At 62.8% G+C, this 20,058-nt stretch carries 19 protein-coding genes and 1 pseudogene; 14 read left to right on the top strand and 6 right to left on the bottom strand.

The features are described 5' to 3' along the window. Positions 1–45 precede the first annotated feature (45 nt). From AC1DNF_RS30400 to AC1DNF_RS30380, 5 genes are read right to left on the bottom strand one after another with little or no spacing between them, the layout of a single operon-like run. Positions 46–2,013 carry a DNA primase gene (locus tag AC1DNF_RS30400; RefSeq protein WP_478152383.1) on the bottom strand — a complete coding sequence of 656 codons (1,968 nt, stop codon included), beginning with the start codon at positions 2,011–2,013 and terminating at the stop codon, positions 46–48. A gap of 9 nt (positions 2,014–2,022) precedes the next feature. Continuing rightward, entirely contained in the window at positions 2,023–2,241 is a 219-nt protein-coding gene (locus tag AC1DNF_RS30395) for a hypothetical protein (protein WP_478152382.1), read from the bottom strand. Further along, a complete protein-coding gene (locus AC1DNF_RS30390; protein WP_478152381.1) occupies positions 2,234–2,638 on the bottom strand; it encodes a hypothetical protein in 405 nt (134 codons plus the stop codon). Before AC1DNF_RS30390 ends, AC1DNF_RS30395 begins: the two co-directional genes overlap by 8 nt. Positions 2,639–2,696: 58 nt before the next feature. Then, positions 2,697–3,458: a hypothetical protein gene (locus AC1DNF_RS30385; protein WP_478152380.1), complete on the bottom strand. Its 762-nt coding sequence runs from the start codon at positions 3,456–3,458 to the stop codon at positions 2,697–2,699. Positions 3,459–3,464: 6 nt separating this feature from the next. Continuing rightward, positions 3,465–6,530, bottom strand: coding sequence for an AAA family ATPase (locus AC1DNF_RS30380; RefSeq protein ID WP_478152379.1), 3,066 nt, complete (start codon positions 6,528–6,530; stop codon positions 3,465–3,467). Here AC1DNF_RS30380 and AC1DNF_RS30375 point away from each other — a divergent pair. The 7 genes from AC1DNF_RS30375 to AC1DNF_RS30345 all read left to right on the top strand — a co-directional run bounded on the left by AC1DNF_RS30375 (position 6,462) and on the right by AC1DNF_RS30345 (position 11,570). After that, positions 6,462–7,562 carry a hypothetical protein gene (locus AC1DNF_RS30375; protein ID WP_478152378.1) on the top strand — a complete coding sequence of 367 codons (1,101 nt, stop codon included), beginning with the start codon at positions 6,462–6,464 and terminating at the stop codon, positions 7,560–7,562. The two genes, AC1DNF_RS30380 and AC1DNF_RS30375, sit on opposite strands and share 69 nt — an antisense overlap. A gap of 19 nt (positions 7,563–7,581) precedes the next feature. Continuing rightward, on the top strand, positions 7,582–8,145 hold the full coding sequence (locus tag AC1DNF_RS30370; RefSeq protein ID WP_478152377.1) for a hypothetical protein: 564 nt from the start codon (positions 7,582–7,584) through the stop codon (positions 8,143–8,145). Continuing rightward, positions 8,138–9,097, top strand: coding sequence for a hypothetical protein (locus tag AC1DNF_RS30365; protein ID WP_478152376.1), 960 nt, complete (start codon positions 8,138–8,140; stop codon positions 9,095–9,097). Before AC1DNF_RS30370 ends, AC1DNF_RS30365 begins: the two co-directional genes overlap by 8 nt. A gap of 92 nt (positions 9,098–9,189) precedes the next feature. Beyond that, on the top strand, positions 9,190–10,086 hold the full coding sequence (locus AC1DNF_RS30360; RefSeq protein WP_478152375.1) for a hypothetical protein: 897 nt from the start codon (positions 9,190–9,192) through the stop codon (positions 10,084–10,086). A 23-nt stretch (positions 10,087–10,109) separates the two neighbouring features. Beyond that, complete coding sequence (locus AC1DNF_RS30355) at positions 10,110–10,811, top strand: hypothetical protein (protein WP_478152374.1); 702 nt, start codon at positions 10,110–10,112, stop codon at positions 10,809–10,811. 14 nt (positions 10,812–10,825) lie between these two features. Next, positions 10,826–11,146 (top strand): hypothetical protein, encoded by a 321-nt coding sequence (locus AC1DNF_RS30350; protein WP_478152373.1) that lies wholly within the window; start codon positions 10,826–10,828, stop codon positions 11,144–11,146. An 88-nt stretch (positions 11,147–11,234) separates the two neighbouring features. Then, the gene (locus tag AC1DNF_RS30345) at positions 11,235–11,570 is read left to right on the top strand and encodes a hypothetical protein (RefSeq protein ID WP_478152372.1); all 336 of its coding nucleotides are present in this window, start codon (positions 11,235–11,237) and stop codon (positions 11,568–11,570) included. 286 nt (positions 11,571–11,856) lie between these two features. Here the strand turns inward: AC1DNF_RS30345 and AC1DNF_RS30340 are convergent, their stop codons facing one another. After that, complete coding sequence (locus AC1DNF_RS30340; protein ID WP_478152371.1) at positions 11,857–12,474, bottom strand: uracil-DNA glycosylase family protein; 618 nt, start codon at positions 12,472–12,474, stop codon at positions 11,857–11,859. 249 nt (positions 12,475–12,723) lie between these two features. Between AC1DNF_RS30340 and AC1DNF_RS30335 the strand changes: the two genes are divergently transcribed. The 7 genes and pseudogenes from AC1DNF_RS30335 to AC1DNF_RS30305 form a co-directional block, all read left to right on the top strand. Next, entirely contained in the window at positions 12,724–13,179 is a 456-nt protein-coding gene (locus tag AC1DNF_RS30335; protein ID WP_478152370.1) for a DUF3788 domain-containing protein, read from the top strand. Positions 13,180–13,403: 224 nt separating this feature from the next. Continuing rightward, positions 13,404–14,075, top strand: coding sequence for an NADP-dependent oxidoreductase (locus AC1DNF_RS30330; protein WP_478152369.1), 672 nt, complete (start codon positions 13,404–13,406; stop codon positions 14,073–14,075). 1,627 nt (positions 14,076–15,702) lie between these two features. After that, complete coding sequence (locus AC1DNF_RS30325; RefSeq protein ID WP_478152368.1) at positions 15,703–16,458, top strand: SDR family oxidoreductase; 756 nt, start codon at positions 15,703–15,705, stop codon at positions 16,456–16,458. A gap of 204 nt (positions 16,459–16,662) precedes the next feature. Then, complete coding sequence (locus AC1DNF_RS30320) at positions 16,663–17,271, top strand: GyrI-like domain-containing protein (protein ID WP_478152367.1); 609 nt, start codon at positions 16,663–16,665, stop codon at positions 17,269–17,271. 285 nt (positions 17,272–17,556) lie between these two features. Beyond that, a complete protein-coding gene (locus AC1DNF_RS30315; RefSeq protein ID WP_478152366.1) occupies positions 17,557–18,006 on the top strand; it encodes a GNAT family N-acetyltransferase in 450 nt (149 codons plus the stop codon). Between the two features lie 24 nt (positions 18,007–18,030). Continuing rightward, entirely contained in the window at positions 18,031–18,987 is a 957-nt protein-coding gene (locus tag AC1DNF_RS30310; RefSeq protein WP_478152365.1) for a cupin domain-containing protein, read from the top strand. Positions 18,988–19,444: 457 nt separating this feature from the next. After that, positions 19,445–20,058, top strand: a pseudogene (locus tag AC1DNF_RS30305) (nitroreductase family protein); the annotation flags it as partial.

Raw genomic sequence — 20,058 nt, 5'->3', positions numbered from 1 at the left:
AAGCTTCGCGCGTCGATTTCCTGGTGTGTTCGCACGAATGCAGTGTCACCCCAATTCGCGAAGCTCACGAATGTAGTCGCCGGTGGAGATCTCCCCGCTCGCGCGCTGCGCCTTGAGCTCGGCGCGCACCTGCTGCTTTCGGTGCCCCTCGAAGAGATCCGCATGCGAGAGGAGGGCGTCGCGCGCGATGAGCCATTCGGTGGTGCCTTCGGCTGCCCGCTGGGCCGGGGTGGCGCCATCCAGGGCGTCCAGATCCTTTTGCAGGCGCAGCTCGGCCGGGTCTTCCAGGTCCAGCAGCTCAATGATGCCCTCGCGGACCTGGAGCGCGACGTCGGGTGCCAGGCGAGCGGCGTCGCGGAGCTTGGCCACGATCGAGCTTTCCGCGGCGCTGATCACCGGCGTGCGCACGGGCGTCGTGAAGGCGGGCCGGCGGAAGCCGCCAAGTGCTCCACCCTGTGTGCCAGGTTGTGCAGCCCGCGGCTCGCCCCCGTTCAGCACCTGCTGGAACATCTTCCAGTATTCCTTGGCCAGCGTCTGGTCGGCGCTCATGAGCTTGAGGATCTGCTGGAATCGCTGCTGGAAGCGGGCGCGCTGCTCGGGCGACTTCGCGCCCCCGCATTCCTCCAGGAGCTCGTCTCGCAGGAAGAACGAGAGCGACTTGGCGGAGCTATCGACCAGCTCGTCGAAGGCCTCGCGGCCTTGCGTGCGCACAAAATCGTCGGGGTCCTGGCCATCGGGAAGCGTCAGGATGCGGATGTCGTGGTTGGCGCGCACCAGCGGCAGGATCGTCTCGGCTGCCTTGCGTGCGGCCTTCTGGCCGGCGGCGTCGCCGTCGAACACGAAGATCACACAGTCGGTGAATCGCAGCAGCGTCTGCAGCTGGCTCTCGGTCATGGCCGTGCCCATGGAGGCCACGGCGTTCTCCACGCCGTACTGCGCGAGCATGACGACGTCCATGTAGCCCTCGACCACGTACGCGCGTTTCGCCTTCCGGATCGCCTCGCGAGCTTCGAACAGGCCGTACAGAGCGTGACTCTTGTGGAAGATCGGCGTCTCAGCGCTGTTCAGGTACTTGGCGGCCGAGCTCTCCTCGACGAGCCTGCGTCCGCCAAAGGCAACGATCTTCCCCGCCGTGTCCCGTACCGGGAAGATCAGGCGTGCACGGAACGTGTCGTAGTAGGACGTGGGCTCGGCGGGCGCTGCCGGTGCTGCGCTCACCTGCCCGGCGCGACCGGGGAAGCCCAAGGGCTTGCGAGCCGTTGGGGCTGACGGTGCCGCCGCCGCGGAGGCTGACGCATCGGCATCGCGTTGCTCGCGGGGTCGAATCAGATCCACCGCGGCGAGCGTCCTGGCTGCGTCCTGGTCGCCTGGTGCGAACGCTTCGCGCGGCCAAGCCAGGCGTTTGAGCGTGTCCCAGCCTTCCGGCGCCAGACCGATACGGAAGCGGTCGATGGTGGTCTGGTGAATGCCGCGCTTCGCATGGACATAGCGCGCGCTGTCGGCCTGGAAGCCGGCGGCGTCAGGTCGAGCTCGGATCAGCTCGAGCGCGCCGGCGAGTTCCCCGGCGTACCGATTCGCCGCGATGTCCATGGCCAGGTGCATGGCCTTCTTCACGTCCGGAGCCGGGCGGCGGACCACCGGAGCGTGCGGGTCCGGCGCAGGCATCGCGACGCCTGCCGCCTGGGCCATATCCTCGATGGTCTCGCGGAAGGACAGGCCCTCCATCTCCATCAGGAACTGGACGGCATCACCGTGGGCGCCGCAGCCGAAGCAGTGATAGCTCTGGCGGCTCGGCGTGACGGTGAACGAGGGCGAGCGCTCGGTGTGGAAAGGGCACAGGCCTTTGAAGAGCGCGCCACCGGCACGCTTTAATTCAACGTGGCGGCCAACCACCTCGATGATGTCGACCCGCTGCTTGATCTGGTCGATGACCGAGCCGTCGATGTTGCGGCTGCCGCCGCCACCGGTCGGGCCGCCGGGATTTTGGCGCTCGGGCGCGTCGTGGCTCAGCACGTCGCCACCTCAGGCCACCACCTGCGCATATACGGCCTGGTGATGAACGATGTCTGTGGCGGCGCGCACGCGGCCTTCGAACAACTTTCCATCGAACGCCCAGCGCGAGCCATCCTGGCTCTCGATGAAGTCGTAAATCGGCATGCCGCACAGGGTGCCGATGCGTGGACCGGGGCGGCGAGAGCGAATCCTGGCGAAGGCGTTCGCGACGTCATTCAGGTCAGGCAAGACGCTCTCCCGGAGCCTGGCTGTCGTCGGGCGTCTGGTCCGCCAGGTCGAGCTCGGGCGCGTAGGTCGTGATGCCAGCCGCGCGCGCGGCGGCGATCAACGGCTCGATGCCGGCCAGCGCGATCTCATGCAGCGCCCGCGCCTTCTCGAACGCGGATTCGCCATGGGGGTGGGTCGATGCCTCGACGGGATCGAACTCGCCCTCATAGGCGAAATCGAGCACGGTGACGCCTTGCTCGACCGCCGCCTTCAGGTCGGCGAGGAGGGAATGTTGGCGCCTGAGAACGGCCGAGCCGTCTGAGTCTCCCTCGGGAGATGTGGATGCCGCGGCGATCTCACCCATGCGCGCCGAAATCTGCTGGTTCAGAGGCGAAAGGTGATCGAAGGTGGTGTGCATGTCGGTGATCTGGGCTTTGATCGTATCAGTCTACTGATACGGACCTGACCACGATAGGTCAGCCCCCGGATAGTCGATTTTCCGGATCGGTACCCGTCTCCGGGCGCTCGGATATGTCATTCGTCAGCCACCCGAGGAGATCGAGGCCGGCGCTGAGGTCCGATGTGAGCCGCATGCGGGCGGCGGTAAACGAGCCGGGCTCGTAATCGGGCAGGCGCGCCTTTACGCGCGCGAGGCCCCGGGCGAGAAAGTCCTGAATTGGCTCGCGAAAACCCATGTAGTCGATCCGCAACCCATTTTCCGGAACAACGAACGCTGCGTCTTCGCAGTCCGGCACGCCGAGAGACCGCGCGACCGCCAGCGACGCACCATTCGACGCGCGGGCCTGGATGTTGACGAAAGTCGGAATGGCTTCTCCGGCGAATGCTTGTTGCGCCAGGCATTCCGCAACGGCACAGTAGGCAAGCAAGCGGCCGAGGCCAGCGCCTCGGTGGTTGGCGCCGACGCCGTAACTGGCATTGATACCCAACGACCCGTCCTTGGTCCGAATGGGACCGGCCCAGCCACTCGCGACGACGCGAGATGCTTTGGAGCCGCTCGTGCCGGTGGCAGAGAGGAAGGCGTCGACGCGCGTCATGGATCCTTCGTAGTGCCAGCCCACCCGCGCCATGACGGCAGCGATGTTGGGCCCGATAAGGTCGTCGTAGGCCGACCGGCTCTCAGGAGCCCCGCCTTGAGCGAACGGCAGGTTGAAGGTGGCGAATCGCGCGAGCGTGACGCTCGCGCCAGTTTCGCGATCTATCAGCGCGCAGGCTTCCATGGCGCTTCAGCCTCGTGGGCGGTCGTCGTCGGCGCCCGCCATCTCCAGGTTGCGTAGCGTCTCCGCCACCTTTTCGGCTACCCGCTCCACGAGCGTCGTGTTCCGCGCCGGCAGCTTTGTGGCGGCAATCCTGCGCAGATCGGCGTCCTCGCCATAGATCCATAGGCCTTCGCGCGCGCGGCTGGCACCGGTGAGGAACATGTTGGCGTTCATGAAAGAGGCCTGGCCCGGTGTCATGACCAGCATCACGTCCTTGTATTCGCTGCCCTGGCTCATATGCACCGTCGCCGCATAGCTGTGTTGCAGATCCTTGGTGGCATCGCCAGGGAACTGAATGAACCGCCCGTCGTCGAGCTTGATCACCAGGTATTGGGCGCCGCGGTGCTTCGGATCGCTGTGGGGCTGGAAGCGGGTGATCGTTCCGGTATCGCCGTTCACGACGCGCACGTCCATCCCCTCTTCGTCCTGGCCGAGTGTCATATTGTCGCGAATCACGATCCGGTCGTTGACGTGCAGGGACGCCGTGCCGGGGATCTTGATCGCGTGCGGGTTGATCAGATCGCGCAGCCGAGCGTTCGCATAGTCGGTGCACCAGGACGGCTCCTCGGCCGATCCGTTGCGGCGAGACATGAGCAGCACGACGTTCTCGATTCCGTTGGCCTGGACGCGCTCGATGTACTTGCCGGCGACGGTCTCGAAGTAGCTCTCGGCCGACGGCAGCCCATGCGAGAAGGTGACGCCCTCTCCATCCTTGCAGTCGAGCGAGTACTGGCGAATCTGGTTCACGGTCTCCAGAATCGCGCCCGAGTTGCGCTTCGTTGCGGTCAGGTGGTGATGGTCGACCCCGGGCAGGCGAAGGACGTCGCTCAGCACGCGGCCCGCGCCGATGGATGGAAGCTGGCCTGCGAAGCCGTCCACGCCGGGGTCGCCCAGGATGATCAGGTGTGCATCGTCGGGTAGCGCCCCGGTGGCCGCTTCGAAGAGCGCCAAGGTCGGCATCGTGCCCTCGTCCACCACGAGGATCTGGCAGGCAAGGCGATCGTTGCGATTCACGGCGAAGCCGCCTTCTGGACTTCCCTTCAAGAGCGAGTGCATCGTGGAGGCCGAGTAGCCATTGCGCTCGACGCGCGCGGACAACACCTTGGACGCCTTGCCCGTTGGCGCCGCGAACGCCCAGTCCTTGTGCGACATCATGGCGCTGAACACCTCCATGATGGCCGTCTTGCCGCAGCCGGGGCCGGCAGTCACGACGTGAAGCCGAGACTCGCTGGTCGCGATGCCGTAGAGGGACTTCATCTGGTCCTCGTCCAGCTCGTACCCAAGCAGGCGTTGGCTCACCTCGAGCGCCTTGGCCCGGAACTGGTCGTAGGTGCGCTTCTGGAGGAGGGGCTTGCCCGACACCAGCATTGCGTGCAGATCCTCGGCCAGGCGAACCTCGGCTTCGTACAGCTTGGCGGGATAGATGCGACGGTGGCCCCGCTCGTCTTCCTCGATCCGCAGGTCGCCGCTGTCCGTCGCATACTCGATCAGCGTCTCCAGGGAGATCATCGGCTCGGTCTTGGCGAGGCGGTTGCGCAGCTGTGGTTCTCCGACGTACACGTGGCCGGCCGAGTCGCACTCCTCCGTGACCAGGTAGGAGGCGAGGGCGGTCAGGCGCACGGCCGCGTCACGGGGGATGTTGAGCGCCTTGCCGATCGCGTCGGCGCTCTGGAACCCGTAACCGGGAATCGTCCGCATGGGGCTGTAAGGATCCTTCGCCAGAAGCGCGGCGGCCACCTCTGTGATCGGGCGATCCTTGTCGTCGAGCTTCTTCGCCTGGGCGAACAGGGTCATGGCGAGCAGCTTGAGCGATGCCGCCTTGAGTTCGCGCAGCGCGCCGAACTTGGTGGCGAGCATTCTCTCGATGTAGGGGATCTCCGGCGAGTCGCCGAGCGGCCGGCCGCCTTCCGCGTCTTCGGCAGGAGCGTTCTTGTCGCCGAAGGTGGTCTTCCTGTTGGAGACCGATTCGAAGGTGACCGTCCACGGTTCGTTGACCAGCTTCAGGCGCAGCGCCTCGAGGCCTTCGTCACCTCCCGCATCTTTCACCTGGGTGATGTACTTCTCGGCGAGCTTCTTGCCGATGTTCGTGAAGTTCGCAGCAATGAAGCGCGCCATGGACGGCACGTCCGGCTTGATGTGGGGCTCGAAACTCACCACGTCGAGCTGCAGACCGTGGCTTGGATGGACCTTCATCCGGCCGGTGAGTGCGTACTCGAGGCCTTCCTTGAGGTGGGCGACGGCCGCGCCGGTGATCTTCAACGATTCGCGCTCCTGGGTGTCCATGTAGCCCATGGCCCAGTCGCCGTAAATCGCGATGCTCTTCACTATCCCGACATGTGTCTCGTCCGGTGCGGGCTTGTTCACCCCGCCAAAGCCGAGCGGCAGGGGAGGGGCCTCGGCGCCGGCGGCCGCCGCTTTGAATCCGAAGCCGAAAGCGGCTTGTGCGGGCGCGGCCGCAGGGCTTGGGGCCGGGGCCGCTTCAGGGGCCGCAGTTGGGGCTGCAGCCGGGCCCGGGCCTGGCTCCGGGGCGGCGCCCAAGGCGATGGCCGGGGTGGCAGAAGTCGCCACCGCAGCGGCAGGGCGGCCGAACGAGAGAGGTCGAGCCGTCGCGGTCGAGGCCTGCGCGGCGGCAATGGGTGCTGGGTTGGGTGCGTGCGGCCGCGCAGGCGTCAGCCGGAGGATCGAGGCGGGCGCACGCCCGGGCGCGGACGGTGGGGCTGCAGGCGGCCCGGCGCGGCGAAATGCGAAACGCAATACGGCAGGCGCGGGTGCCGGCGCTGGGGCGGGAGGGCGGGCCTGCGCAATCTGTTCCGCATCGAGGGGCACGCTTGCTGACGTCATCGCCATGGTGAAGGCTCCAAAAAACAAACAGTCGATTTGTTCGTAGCATAGCCATAATGCGGCAAAACGCGGCAGGTTTTGGCCGCGAAGACCATAGACGAACCCGCAATCGCAGCCTGAACCATGACCAACCCAAATACCGAAGCCTTCGACCCGCGCATCGAGCGCGTCCTTCTGGCCGCCGAGCAGCACGGGGCGAACTCCGAGCCTGACCATGAAGTGGGCGATCTCCAGGACGTGTTGCGGTCAGCCTGGTCGCTCATGTCGAAGGAGCAGCGGGACGGGCTTATGGCCGCCGCCGAGACGCTCGACGTCTTGCAGCAGGGGGAAGACTTCGTCGAAGTCGCACGGCTGCGGGGCTGCCTGCTGCGCGACGACGGCGTCCATCGCGTTCTCATCGAGGTTACGCGCGACGGCGGCAATTCGGAGCCTCGCATCACGTCCTTGAAGGTGTTCGATGAAGATCTGGAGGAGTTCGACTGGCGGGCGGCTGAGGTCGATCCGTCCGAGTTGAAGCTCCTCGCGGGTCGGCTGGACGACGAATTGCTCCAAGCCATGCCGCCCCAGGCCGTGGTCCCTGCATGGGTGTCGACGATCGACTGGGATCTTGATCGCGACGTGCTTACCCAGTCCGTCCGGATGGAAGGGGTCGATCTCGACATCCGCCCTTCGCGGTGGCTCGACGCGTCTCAGGCCCTCGACCGCCATGCGCTCCCAGAAAGCATTGAGGCTTGGCAGGCGGAGCGGCGCGTCGTGATGGAACTGCGGTCGGCGCTGGGCACGGCGATGCCCGGTTGGGCGGAGCTCACACTGAATACGTCGGCGCTGGAGCAACTCCGTGCCGGAGCCAGTGTGGAACTAGGAGGCGCCGGCCTGCCGGTGCGCGCCGGTGGCGCGGCGCCCGGCAAGCTGCCATCACAACACTTCAGCGAGCCATCACTGGAGTTGCTCGAGTTCGGGCAGGCGGTGCAACTTCGTGGCTACAACGCGGATCGGTGGCTAATGGATTCGGGCCGCGTGTCCTTGCGCCTCTTCCTCCAATGGGCCGAAGCGCGGCCGGCTGGCGAGACCCTGTTCGTGTCGGAGTCGGGGCAACTACTGAACGATACCGATGACTTCGCCCGGCATCACCTGTGGGTCGAGGAGTACCACCGGGCACTCCCGACGGCACACGCCGATGCGGAGTCCGAGTTCGACGGTGATCGTCCTCGCATGCAGGCCTGAGAAGGAAGTGCGGATCAATATGAGCAACGACTTCAACGTGGCCCGCGATCGGGTACTGCGCGCCATGCTCGAAGCGCTGGGCCCTTCGGCGCCGGAACGCGGGACGCCTCGATACACGCACCTGCAGACGAAGATCGTCGTTCTGCTGAAAGACGGGAAAGCGGATAGCCCGCGGCTCCTGTCGAGGCGAGTGCGCGAAGCCCTGCTCGACGCGATTGCGATGGATCGCAAGCGGGTGGATGACTGGACGGACATCATCCGTGATGGGTTCGACGGCTACCGGTACTCGAGCGATCTTGATGTGATCGCCCTCGCCTCGGACCTCTCGTTCCAGGAGATCGCGGCGGTGGGGCGAGATGCGCGCTCTCGCCTCATGGAACAGGCCGTCCTGGAGGATTTTTCGAGGCCGCGCGTGGCCGATGTCGCCCTACGAGGCACGTTCGATCCTCAGAGCCCCGAACACGGGCTTTTGGGAAGCCTCAGCGCGGAGCTTTCGCGCCGCGGAATGCCCAACCCGTTCCATGCAGCCATCGCCGAGATGTTCGCTGAGGAGCCTGGTGCCATGGAGAGCGAGCGTGGCTGAGCCGCTTGACCAGGTCGCGAGCCTCAAGAAGGCGGTGGAGTTCGCCCAGTACCTGGCGAAGGACGCCGAGGAGTTGATGGGAGCGATGAATGAACGCGATGCACTCGTCTTGAGGGCCGATGAGGGGGAGGACGTCGACGATGCGACGCTCCAGGACGCGAATGAGACCGTCGGCGAGTTCATGCGACGACTACGCCTGGCGATCTACGAATTCCGAAAGAGAGCGCAGCGGATAGGCGCTTCCGCGGACCGAGAGCTCGTCCCATCGGCAGGTTCCGCGAGCGACCTTGCGGCGCCGACAGGCGTCACAGCCTCGGCAGGCTCTCGCGATGTGCCGGACTACGTGCCTGCTGCTCAACGTGGCCATGAAATCGTGACCTACTGGCTCTGGTATGAGGGTGAATGCGTCGGCGCCAAGCGACTGCCGGTCGGCACCGGCGCGGTCGATGTCCGCCATGCGGCGATGGTCGACGCCGTCATTCTGTGCGATCGCGCCAACGGGGAGCGCCCCCACGAACGGCGCAACAAGATTCACGGCGCAACCGTCACGGTCTATGACGATCGGGCGGTCCAGGAGCAGGCGCGCCGCGAACTGCCCTTCGAACTCCGTGGCTTGTTTCCGAACGAGCTCCCGTTCCTCGAGCTGGTCTTCCGCAGTCCCCTGAGCGGTGTGAACGGTGCGGCGCATATTGGGGACGTCACTGTCGGCCTTCAGGACGTCGCGTTCGCCGAAGGGCTTGAGCTGAGCGCCAGACCTTGTGACAGGTCGGAGCGCCTTGTGCGTATCGAGAGCGGTGACCGAGAAGCACTCGGCCGCGCAGACGTCGCGATGAAGGCGTATCTCGTCGAGCGCGATGCTGAACTGGCGTCGGAATTCGGGGTCGGGTATGCGCGCATCGAGACTCCGGTCGATGCTCATCCAGACCTGGAGATGGAGCGCCCGCGAGGCTGATCAATGTGCGCCTGCTCCTCGAGAACGTATCGAGCGCCGATCTCCAAGCCGAACCTTAAACCAAAACGGAGCGCCCTGGAGGGTGAACACACATGAATGTGAGAAAAGAAGAATTTGCCCAGCAGCGTTTGGAGCTGCGCCTGAAACTGCTCAAGGCCGGCGTCGCGACGGCGCGCTTCAATATCGAGGAAGCAAACGACGGTGCGAGCCAATCGTTTCATGCCGAGTTCGCCGACTTGCAGGGCCGGCGGATTGTCGACGCCGATCTGGCCACGGTCTCGCTTCAGGTGATGGTCGGGTGGGTAGATGTCCATGTCCCGGGCTGGTCAGCTGATGACGGCGGACGCAGCCAGATTGACTGGGCGCTGGAGGTCGATGCGTTCCAACACCAGCACTTCGACCATGTGAAGTTCGAGCGTCGGCGGCTCCTCGACACTGCCTCCGACATGGTGGCTTCCTCGCACATCCTGGCGGACAACGCGCGCGCCGCGCTGCTGCTCGCCATGGGGGAACTGGCTCCCACCGACAAGTCGTCGCGTCAACACCTGCACGACGGCGCCAAGATCTTGCTTGACCAGACCCGTACCGACCAGGTGCGCTTCCTCAATGCCGCCCAGCGTGAGCTTCTGATCGAGGGAATTGCCGGTACCAGGCTCAGGCATGGCAACGAACAGGAATGGGTCTCTGAGGTGGTCAACTTCGGGTATATGGACTATGAACGCGCTCCTGACTTGGCCCTCGTTCAGAAACTCGCAACCGAGACATTAGATGACGTGGTCGAGGGCATCTGTGGCCCCTTGCGTATCACAGCTGGGAGCGATCGCGAACAGAACACGCGCCAGGCGCTGCTCGAGGTGTTCACGCTGCCTCAGAGTCTTGAGGCGCTCAGGGCAGTCGCCGAGGACTGCGGTCAGGAGCTGCTGTTGTCTCTGCCGGGGATAGACGTCGAAGAGCCCGACGCCGCGGGAACCGAAGCTCCCTCCGCGTGAATCGCCACCATCAGGAGAAAGAAATGCCAATCCACGTCAAAGCCGTTCCTGGCAAGCCATACGGTCAGACCCCCCGGTTCTGCCTTCGAATCGAAAGCGGCTACAGCACCGGCCAGCTGATGACACACACCGGCGTGGACTCGCCGATGCATTGGCCGAGCCGCACAGATGCAGAGCAATGGGCGCGAGACACGGGGTACACGGTCGCGGCCGATCGCGCTGCCAAGCTGCTCGTCGACTTGTTCGAAACCTTCAGCGACTTCCAGTTTGAAGATCGAGAAATCGGCGGCGCCGACCTGGTCGACGACCTCGGGCGTTGGTTGCGCGGGCACAAGGCCGAGGTGGCGAGCATGCCCGCGGCGAACATCGACCTTGCTGCCCAGAAGCTCAAGGGGCTGTTCAGGATGTGCCGGGCTCTGCATACCGGTGATCGCGAGGTGAATGGCGGCGACTTGGTGGACATCTTCGGCGAGTGGCTCGACCAGACGAGCGAACTCATGCCAACCTTGGTCGGCGGGCCGTTCGTGGCCAAGGTGGCGCGATCGGCGGACCACGAGGCGTACTGGAGCGAGCAGGGCGGCTGGGGGGAGTTGCAGTACGCGACGGCTTTCTTCACGACGGCTCCGGCGGGCCTGGCCGCCGACGTGACGGCGGAATGGGTCGAAGTCGAGCTGGCCGAACAGCGGGGCGCGGAGGCAGAGGCCGGCGTCTCGCCGCGCGGCTGAGCGAGGACCCGCAAATGACGACCACCAGGACCCCAGCCGAGGTCGAGGCGTTGTTCGAGCGCCTGGCGGAATCCGGCATAGGCCGGTCAAACCCGCGCTCACATGCGGCGCTCGCAGCCTTCAAGTCAGGCCTTGAGCTCGAGGAATGCGCGGCGCGGGCCGTGCGGCACGAGGCAAGTGCTCGTGAGGCCTGGATCTCCAGCGCGCTGGACCCATGGGCTAAGCGCCACGGCCTGACCCGCGCGCAGGCACCTTCGGTTGCGCTCGACGACTCGGCATCCAACCCGGTCAATCCGCGGCGGGATCAGGTAGGTCTCGACTCCAGGCACTTCTGAGCAAAGCATTTGCGGGGAAATCTTCATCTCAACTGATACTCCGGCAAGGCCGATGGCTTGCGCCGGCAATTGATCAACAGGAACGCATGTGACGCGATACGAACTGCCAGCACCCGGCAAATGCCATGAGGAGACCTCCAAGTCCCCCGAATTCAAGCCCACCCCGCGCCAGCAGCTGCTGTTGGCGGCGGCCGAGCGTGCAATCGACGCTGGCCATTTCTACAACGTGGACGTGAACGCTGCAGTCGCTGCCGACCTCGGCGTGACGCGCGAGCAGCTCGTAAGCAACACACACAAGATCGAGAGCGGCGATTTCTGTTTCGACGTCTACTTCGCCCGTGGTGCCGTCGAGGCGATCCGATACCAGCAGAAGCTGGTCGACACGGCAGCCGCGCTCGCCTTGAAGACGCGGGACACAATCTGAGCCCTCATCTTCAAAGACGGCGAGCGGACCACGGGCACGGTCGTGCGGGCGGTGGAGGCGTGCGCTCCGAAGTGGTTCAGGCGCTCGGCAACCTTGGTCGGGAGCGGAGCCGCCCTGACACGCAGACGGGCGAGCTTGAAGTCCTCGTAGGACTCTTTCCGCACACCACGCTCGTGCGCAGTGCGAATCGCGTTCGCCAAGGCAGCGACGTTACAGCGAAGTCCGACGAGCTTGCCCGCGCGCTTGCCATGGATCTCAGGGCTCGTGCCCGCGGTCGACGACGAGGTCACGCCAGGGCGCTGGCGACACGATCCTTGAGACTAGGCAAGACGTTCTGTTCGAACCAGGGATTGCGTTTCAACCAGATCTGATTGCGCGGCGAAGGGTGTGGCAACGCGAAGAACGCTGGCGCATATTTCTCCCAGTTCTCGACCGTGTCGGTGAGCGTTGGACCGCGGCGTGCGCCCAGGAACTTTGCATGCGCGTATTGCCCGATCAGGATGGTCAGTTCGATATTGGGCATCAACGAGAAGATTCTGTCATGCCACAGCGGAGCGCATTCCGGCCTCGGCGGCAGATCGCCACCGCCGCCGCGTCCCGGGTAGCACATGCCCATTGGAACAATGGCGAACTTGCCCACGTCGTAGAACGCTGCCTCGTCCACTGCCAGCCATTCACGCAATCGTCTTCCGCTGGCGTCGTTCCAAGGGACGCCGCTCTCATGAACCTTCAGTCCTGGCGCCTGCCCGACCATCAAGATGCGCGCCGAAGGGCTGATCCGAACGACCGGGCGTGGTCCCAGCGGTAAAGACGATTCACACACGCGGCAAGCACTAATTTCGCCCAGCAGCGCATTGACACGTTCGGATAGTGTGCCTTCAACCGTATCGCGTACGGCTTTCATGATTGCTTTCATCTGTGTGCCACTATCAACGCGGATGTTTATAGACCAATCGACATATAATACAAGTATCGCAGCATCCTGCATTCCGCGGTGGGATTGAGCGTGAAGGTCCGTGGGTGCGAACCCGCGTTTTTTGCACTGAGTAGGGCGGGTATGGATGCGGCCAATTCGCACATTTAGACGAATCGGTTCGCAGTGAGAGTACCAGCAATTCCCTCGGCGACATAGTTGAGGCGTGAGGAAATCGACATGGAACAGTCCCCCGATATCGGCGACAGGATCACTGACAAATCAGCTCCGCCCGATGAGAGAATGGTCCGCGACTGGCTCGGACGGGAGGCATTCGAGCATTGGGCCAAACTGCGGAGCTGGATCGCCGAATCGTACCCCGGTGTTTTCGCGCCGGATTGGCTTCATGGTGGTAAGAATCGCGGTTGGTCTCTGCGGTACACGAAGGGCAAGGCGCTCTGCACCTTTGTGCCGGCATACAGGCTGTTTTCGGTTCTGGTCGTCTTGGGGGGAGCAGAACGAGAGAGGTTTGAGGAGCGCCGCTATTTCTGGAGTCCGCGGTTGCTTGAGCTCTATGATGAAACCCGAACCTACCGCGATGGGAAATGGCTGACCGTCGCCGTCTCATCCGCTGATCATCGTGATGAGGTGATCGAGCTTATGAGCATGAAGCGACCTCCTCAGTTACGCCTCTAAAGATTGCGGGAGTACAGGCCGTTGAAGCGGCTTTTTGCGGTCGCTGGCGAAGTTGGCGAAAAGCCCTACGCGAACGCGCGGCGCCTCAGGGCGCTGGCAATCTGATTGACGTCGCGAGGATGGTTTTTTCGTCGTCACAACATTTCCATCCCAGAGACGATCGACTCAGGAGGTTACTCATGAAGGCAATAGTTGTAACGGACCAGGCAGCAGGAACGGCGGGGATGAAGTTGGCCGAACTATCCGAGCCGCGGGCGGCGATAAACGACGTCATCGTTCAGATTCATGCTTCGGGATTCGTCCCGACCGAGCTGGAGTGGCCTTCGACCTGGACCGATCGCCGCGACCGTGACCGAACACCGTCAATCCCCGGGCACGAGTTGGCTGGAGTGGTCACCGCCCTCGGCTACGGCACAACGGGATTGTCGATAGGACAGAGAGTGTTCGGCCTCGCGGACTGGCATCGCGATGGCACCCTGGCCGAGTACGTGGCCATCGAGGCACGTAACCTCGCACCACTGCCGGGCGACGTTGACTTTACAGTGGGCGCGAGCTTGCCGATCTCGGGGCTCACCGCGTTGCAGGGACTGTTTGAACACGGCCGCCTTCGGGCGGGGCACAGTGTTATCGCGCACGGCGCGGCCGGCGCGGTCGGTTCGATGGTGACCCAGCTCGCGCGAGAGGCCGGCGCCCACGTCATCGGCACCGGACGCGCGGCCGACCGCCAGAACGCGCTCGACTTCGGCGCGCAGGAGTTTATCGACCTCGACAACGATATGCTTGAAGACGTTGGTGGCGTCGATCTGGTGTTCGACGTCATCGGCGGCGAGATTGGTAAACGGTCCGCGCCTGATTCGAGCCGGCGGAACGCTGGTGTCCGTCATTGGACCGTCTGAGGCGCGGCCCCGCGACGGCCGGGCGATCGACTTTGTCGTCGAGTCCGATCGTGCGCAACTGACTGGGATCGTCCAGCGGGTGCGGGACGGACGACTGCGGACAAACATCGGCGCAGTCTCGACCCTCGACGATGCCGTCGCCGTGTTCAACTCGACCAAGCGGCGTATGGGGAAGACCGTCGTCCGGGTTCGTGCTTGAGGACTGGGGAAGGGCCAGTGAACTGGGCCTTCCACAGTTGTTGGAGGTCGGGATCGTGCTCAAGACAGGCTGGAATTCAAGGCTCACGCCGTGCACGACCTGCGGCGTCGGCACTAAGGTGTTGTCAGGATCCCGGCGGCGACAATAGTGGGGCACGCGCAAGCCGGCGTTCAGCCCGCGAGGCGCCGCCTTTGGCCTCGACGGCCGGGCCCTGGATTACCGAGACCGAGCAGGCGCTCGGCGATGCGAAAAATTGCGCTAGTCGGATTCCACGGCTCGCCAGATGAGATGGCCTGCGCCTCCTGGAGGGGCATTTGTAACAAAGAAGTCCGGGGTTGCAGGATTAATCTATCTCGGCGAACTTCGCCGTTGGCATTCGCTGGCAACCGTTGTGAGGGCCGAACCTCATTGTAGTCCTGGTGCCAGAGCGCGATGCCCGATCTGGTCTGCTGAGCGTCTCGAACTATTGCTCGTTCAGGCACTTGTGCCTGAACTTGCCGTTGAAGCACTCGCGCGATTTCGGGTGGCTCGATTCTCGCAATGCAGCGCTCTTCGATCTTGCGGTGACGGAACAGGTCCTTCATCACGCGGGACCGATGCTTGATCCTGGCCGCGAATTCTCGCCTTCGACTTCGTCTCGCAAACTCGCAACGCCCCGGCGGACCGCCCGCCGCCGGGCATTGGTGTAGCTCTGCGGGTACTTGGTCCGCCGTCTACGTCTGAACGAGCTAAACGGCCGCGCTTCGTTCTTGGCTCCCTTACCCGCGCCACTTGCGATTCGCGGTCATTGCTTTACCGTGGCTGGTCAAGCGACGAGATGTGTTGTCCTGCGATGTGAGGTCGCCCCCGATGGAGCCGATGTGGCGCGCGGTCAATTCGTCTGCGCTAGGAAATCGTCGCCGACCGCGACTGTTCGAGGTATGACTTGAACATGAAAAGTGGGCCCGCGAGAGACCCAACACGCCTGGCCGACGGACATCTCGGAGGGAAGTCCGTTGGATTCACGATCGATTGACGTCGTGATGCCAACGGAACAGGCTCCGCCGTCGTTCATAGATCAGGCTTTGCTTGGTATACACGCAATGGAAAGTCTTGGTCCTTTCATTGATGCCATCGATCGCACGACAATCGTATGCGCACCACCGGAACACCATCCCATGTTCACTCGAACATGTTTGATCTAAGCCACGTGGACTTATAGCGCCGGACACGGTTATGGATGTCTCATGCGAAGCGGCTTGTGGGCCGCGGCGGTGCTACGGGGCTTGATCGAGGCCTCGCGCGTCCAGCCGTAGTGCGCGGGCTCGAAGTGACGGCAGCCGACTGAGGAGAACACACTTTGGAGATAGTCATGAGGTGCCACGGTCCGTGGCCGAAACGCGTCGAATCGATGATGAAAATCGCGGCCCCAACGAAGGGGAGTAAGCCGTGAAGATAGTCGTAATCGGTGGCACCGGTCTAATCGGCTCAAAGACCGTTTCCATTCTGCGCGAGGGCGGCTACGAGGTTGTCGCGGCGTCGCCGACACGGGGCGTCAACACGATCACTGGAGAAGGTCTCAAAGAAGTCATCGCCGGCGCGGAGGTGGTGATCGACCTCTCCGATCCGCCGTCATTTGATCGTGAGGCGGTGTTGGAGTTCTTTGAGACCTCCGGGACCAACCTTCTCGAGGCGGAGGTCGCGGCCGGCATCAGGCACCATGTCGCGCTATCCGTCGTTGGGACTGACCGAGTGCTTGATCAAGGGTATTTTCGAGCAAAAGTCGCTCAAGAGAAGCTGATCAAAGCCTCTGGTATCCGCTACACAATCATCCGCTCGACGCAGTTCCTGGAATTCCTCGGCCGCATCGTGGAGGCGAGTACGGATGGAAGCGTCGTCAGACTTGCGCCGAGCCTGCTTCAGCCGATCGCCGCTGATGATGTTGCCGCCATCGTTGCCGAGGTGGCCATCGCTAAGCCGAGCAATGGAATCGCCGAGATTGCCGGCCCGGAGCGAGCGACGTTCAAGCAAATCGTCTCTGACTATTTGAAAGCGCTTGGGGACACGCGAACGGTCGTAATAGATCCCGAAGCGCGATATTTCGACGGACGACTCGAGGAAAGGTCGCTCGTGCCATTGGGCGAGGCCCGTCTGGGGCATATAAATCTGGAGGAGTGGATACGCCGGTCGCGGAAAGTAGCTTGATCGGGATGTGAAGGGCCTCGTCGACACCGCGTTAATCAGCCGCCGAAAAACGAGCCCGGATGTTGCTGCCCCATTTCGCCCCGGAACGGTGCTTTTCAATACGACCGGATGCTCGTGGTCCTAGTCCTTGGGCACGGAAAAGCGGATGTCGTCTTCCAGACGTCTTCTTTAAATCCGCGTGCCCGATAACACGAGAGGATATCTATGAATGAAATGATTGTCGGCATGGGGGCGACCACTATGCCAGACCTCCCGTCAGGCGGTCGCCTCGAAGGCTGCGATTCGATTCGCTCCGAATCAGGAAATGTAAGATTTGATTCGAAGCAAGTCATCATGCAACCTCAACTTCAACGACTAGGTGCGTTCAACGTCTCAGGACTGACCACGCGAACTTCCAGTCTTGACGAAATCGGCCACCGGGCGGAGGGGATTTTTGCGTTGTGGAACCGCTTCTTCGAAGAACGCATTTACGAAAAGACGCCCCATCGGCTGGCCGACAAGCACCTCTATGGTGTCTATACGGCCTATGAGATCGGTGCCGACGGCGCCTTTGACATTACGATAGGCGTTGCAGTTGCGGATAATAAAACAGTGTGCATCGAAGGCGGCGACTATCTCGCCTTCACCGGACGGGGAGCCATGCCACAGATGGTTCTCTCAGTGTGGGAGGCGATCCGGCAATACTGCGACGATCATCCTGAAATAAGGCGTCGCTATCGAAGCGACTTCGAGGCGTACAGTGGTCCGGAGCAGGTCTCCATTTACATTGGCGTCGAGTTGGACTGCCGCGAAGCCGACCGCGGTGACGCGTAGCAAGAGCCGGAGTAGATGCTCTGTCGAAAATCGGCGGCTTCACTGCGCCGAGTTACTTGCAATTACCCTCGTTCGTCGCAGCAGTCAGACAAGGACGGAATAGCAAAGTTTGCGCCGGAAGGCGCCTTTACGATTCCGAACGAAGTTCTCCACTTCGTTTAAATCGCCTCTCCTGCGTTGATACTGAATTCGCGCTGCCGTCGAAATTAACAGCCGACCGTTAAAGCGAGATGTCTGGGCATCTGCCGTCTTTTAGTGATGCCAATCAAAGTTCAAGAGACACTTATGCGATTAGTCGAAATAAGAGCCATTAACAGCGGCGATTTTGTGCGCTGGCTTCCAATTTGGAAAGGCTATCAGAGATTTTATGAAGTGGATATCCCTGAGTCCGTGACGCTCAAGACTTGGGCACGCTTCTTGGACCCAGTTGAGCCAATGGACGCGGCACTCGCCATGGTCGGCGATAGAGCACTGGGGTTGGTGCACTCGATCTACCATCGATCTACTTGGACGACGGGTGACTACTGTTACCTCCAGGATCTGTTCGTGACTGGCGATGCGCGCGGCCGCGGCGTCGGCCGCGCGCTGATCGAACATGTCTATGCGGACGCGAGGTGTCGCGGAATGTCACGTGTGCACTGGCTGACGCACGAATCCAACCTGAGCGCCATGCAGCTTTACGAACGTGTCGCTGAGCGGTCGCCTTTTGTCCAGTACCGAAAACTATTTGCCTGACTCGCGGGTGCGGATCTACCTTCTATGTCCCAAGTCGACTGGCTGAGCCGTCTCATGCAAATCATCACTGTTACTGGTCAGCTTGAAGTTCGCTGCACTTACGGTGCGCCATGGCGCGCGGCCTGGGAACAGTCTCCGGACCGGGAGATTCCGTACCACGTTGTACTCCAAGGCCGGGCCATCATTGAGGATCCGGAGACGGGGACGTCCAGGGCGCTGGTGGGCGGAGATATCGTGCTGCTGCCTCACGGGTCGGCCCATGTGCTTCACGACGGGAGCGGACAGGCGCCGAGTCGTACATGCAATCGCCGAGGTCCTGCGGGGATGACGCTGATGGTGAATGAAGGCCAGGGCGAGCGTCTGGACATGTTGTGTGGGCGATTTTTCATTGGCGCGCCCCATGGTCGGCTGATTCGCGATTATTTGCCGGCGACTCTGATGGTCCGTGCCGTGGACTGTTGTAATGAAGAGAGCGTTGGCTCTGCTCCGAACTACCTAGCCAATCTCGTGGGGCTAATGCGCCTGGAGTCCGCTGGGAATAAGCCCGGCGGATACGCCATTCTCAACTTGCTCACGGCGGCGCTGTTTACACTGGCACTGCGCGCGGCGAGCGAATCCGAACACGCTCCGGCGGGGTTGTTGGCGCTTGCCGGGCATCCACGATTGGCCCCAGCCATCTCAGCCATGTTCGCTGAGCCGGCGCACCCCTGGAACCTGCCAGAGCTTGCCAAATTGTGCGGCATGTCTCGGGCCACCTTCATGCGGCACTTTCTGGACAAGCTGGGGCGTTCGGCCGTTGAACTACTGACCGATATCCGGATGAGCCTGGCCGCCAACGTGCTAAAAATGCCTGCGATGACCACCGAAGCTGTGGCCGACGCGGTTGGATATCGATCCGTGGCGGCGTTCCGGCGCGCGTTCACCGACAAGATGGGGATGACGCCTGGCCAATGGCGTCGCATGGCACGCCAAGACGAATAGTGGCTTCACCCACGGGCGGCCTGGTTGAGGTTCTAGCCGCGCCGCGTTCCCTCTTTCGATCAATCGATTCCGACGCGCTCGCGCACGAGCAACTAAGCGCGCACGAGTGCGATCACTTGCTCGGAGCTCTTTCGGGTACGGTTGCCCTGACGATCTTCGAATGCGTCAGCACAAAGCCCGGTGTGTCCGCCGAATCGGGTGAATTCCATCCCGCGTCTCTTTTTTGATCCTTTACGGCATCTTATTGAGTATCTGCAGTCTCGATATCAGCATTAGCTACGCATAAAGTCAGGGCTCTTCACCAGGATCAAATTACGCACCGTATTTCGACCACCACTACATAGGCCACAGTTTGACGGGTGGTAAAGCCAGCTTAGCTGCCATTTATCGAACGACAACAAACCTATGTACCGCGAAAGTACTCTCGCATCCAACCTATCCCTTTATAGAAGTAACCATGACAAACGGAACAATCAGGACTAATGCCGTCATCGAATGTATCTAGAGCCGCAGCGCCGCCAAGTACTACGACCCAGCCGCCACCTTGAGCGATGACCAAATCCGCGAGCTGGTGCGAATCGGCACCTCGGCGCCCACATCCTTTCACTTGCAGAACTGGCGCTTCATCGCGGTGCGCACGCGTGAAGCCAAGGCCGGCTGAGTCCAATTGCCTGGAATCAACCCGCCGTCACCGATGCAGCTGTGACCTTCATCGTTTGCGGCCAGTTGGTCGAGACCAGCGTAATACCGGACCGCCTGGAGCCGCTGGTCGAATTGGGCGTCATGCCCGCCGCCATGGTGGCGGATTGGGAGATCCCCGCACGCGATCTGTACATGGCGTACCCACAGCGCCGGCGCGACGAGGCAGTACGCACCGCCACCTTCGGCGCGGCGGCAATGATCTATGCGGCCCGCTCGCTGGGCCTGGGTTCGACTCCGATGATTGGTTTTGACGCCGATGCGGTGCATCGCGAGTTCGGTCTGGCCGAGGACGAAGTGCCGGTCATGCTGTTGTCCATCGGGACGGAGCGTGCGGGAAACTGGGCGCAGAAGCCGCGCCGACCGCTCGTC

It is taken from the genome of Variovorax sp. 01T432, assembly GCF_056398605.1.
Note: the sequence above shows the minus strand (reverse complement) of the source record. Positions and strands in the feature narration are given on the sequence as shown.

Excerpts from the sequence above, each read along its gene's own strand:
- AC1DNF_RS30370 (WP_478152377.1), top strand. The coding sequence starts at position 7,582 with ATGAGCAACGACTTCAACGTGGCCCGCGATCGGGTACTGCGCGCCATG.
- AC1DNF_RS30315 (WP_478152366.1), top strand. The coding sequence starts at position 17,557 with ATGCGATTAGTCGAAATAAGAGCCATTAACAGCGGCGATTTTGTGCGC.
- AC1DNF_RS30335 (WP_478152370.1), top strand. The coding sequence starts at position 12,724 with ATGGAACAGTCCCCCGATATCGGCGACAGGATCACTGACAAATCAGCT.
- AC1DNF_RS30310 (WP_478152365.1), top strand. The coding sequence starts at position 18,031 with ATGTCCCAAGTCGACTGGCTGAGCCGTCTCATGCAAATCATCACTGTT.
- AC1DNF_RS30390 (WP_478152381.1), bottom strand. The coding sequence starts at position 2,638 with ATGCACACCACCTTCGATCACCTTTCGCCTCTGAACCAGCAGATTTCG.
- AC1DNF_RS30320 (WP_478152367.1), top strand. The coding sequence starts at position 16,663 with ATGAATGAAATGATTGTCGGCATGGGGGCGACCACTATGCCAGACCTC.
- AC1DNF_RS30360 (WP_478152375.1), top strand. The coding sequence starts at position 9,190 with ATGAATGTGAGAAAAGAAGAATTTGCCCAGCAGCGTTTGGAGCTGCGC.
- AC1DNF_RS30385 (WP_478152380.1), bottom strand. The coding sequence starts at position 3,458 with ATGGAAGCCTGCGCGCTGATAGATCGCGAAACTGGCGCGAGCGTCACG.
- AC1DNF_RS30340 (WP_478152371.1), bottom strand. The coding sequence starts at position 12,474 with ATGAAAGCCGTACGCGATACGGTTGAAGGCACACTATCCGAACGTGTC.
- AC1DNF_RS30330 (WP_478152369.1), top strand. The coding sequence starts at position 13,404 with ATGAAGTTGGCCGAACTATCCGAGCCGCGGGCGGCGATAAACGACGTC.
- AC1DNF_RS30350 (WP_478152373.1), top strand. The coding sequence starts at position 10,826 with ATGACGACCACCAGGACCCCAGCCGAGGTCGAGGCGTTGTTCGAGCGC.
- AC1DNF_RS30375 (WP_478152378.1), top strand. The coding sequence starts at position 6,462 with ATGACCAACCCAAATACCGAAGCCTTCGACCCGCGCATCGAGCGCGTC.
- AC1DNF_RS30355 (WP_478152374.1), top strand. The coding sequence starts at position 10,110 with ATGCCAATCCACGTCAAAGCCGTTCCTGGCAAGCCATACGGTCAGACC.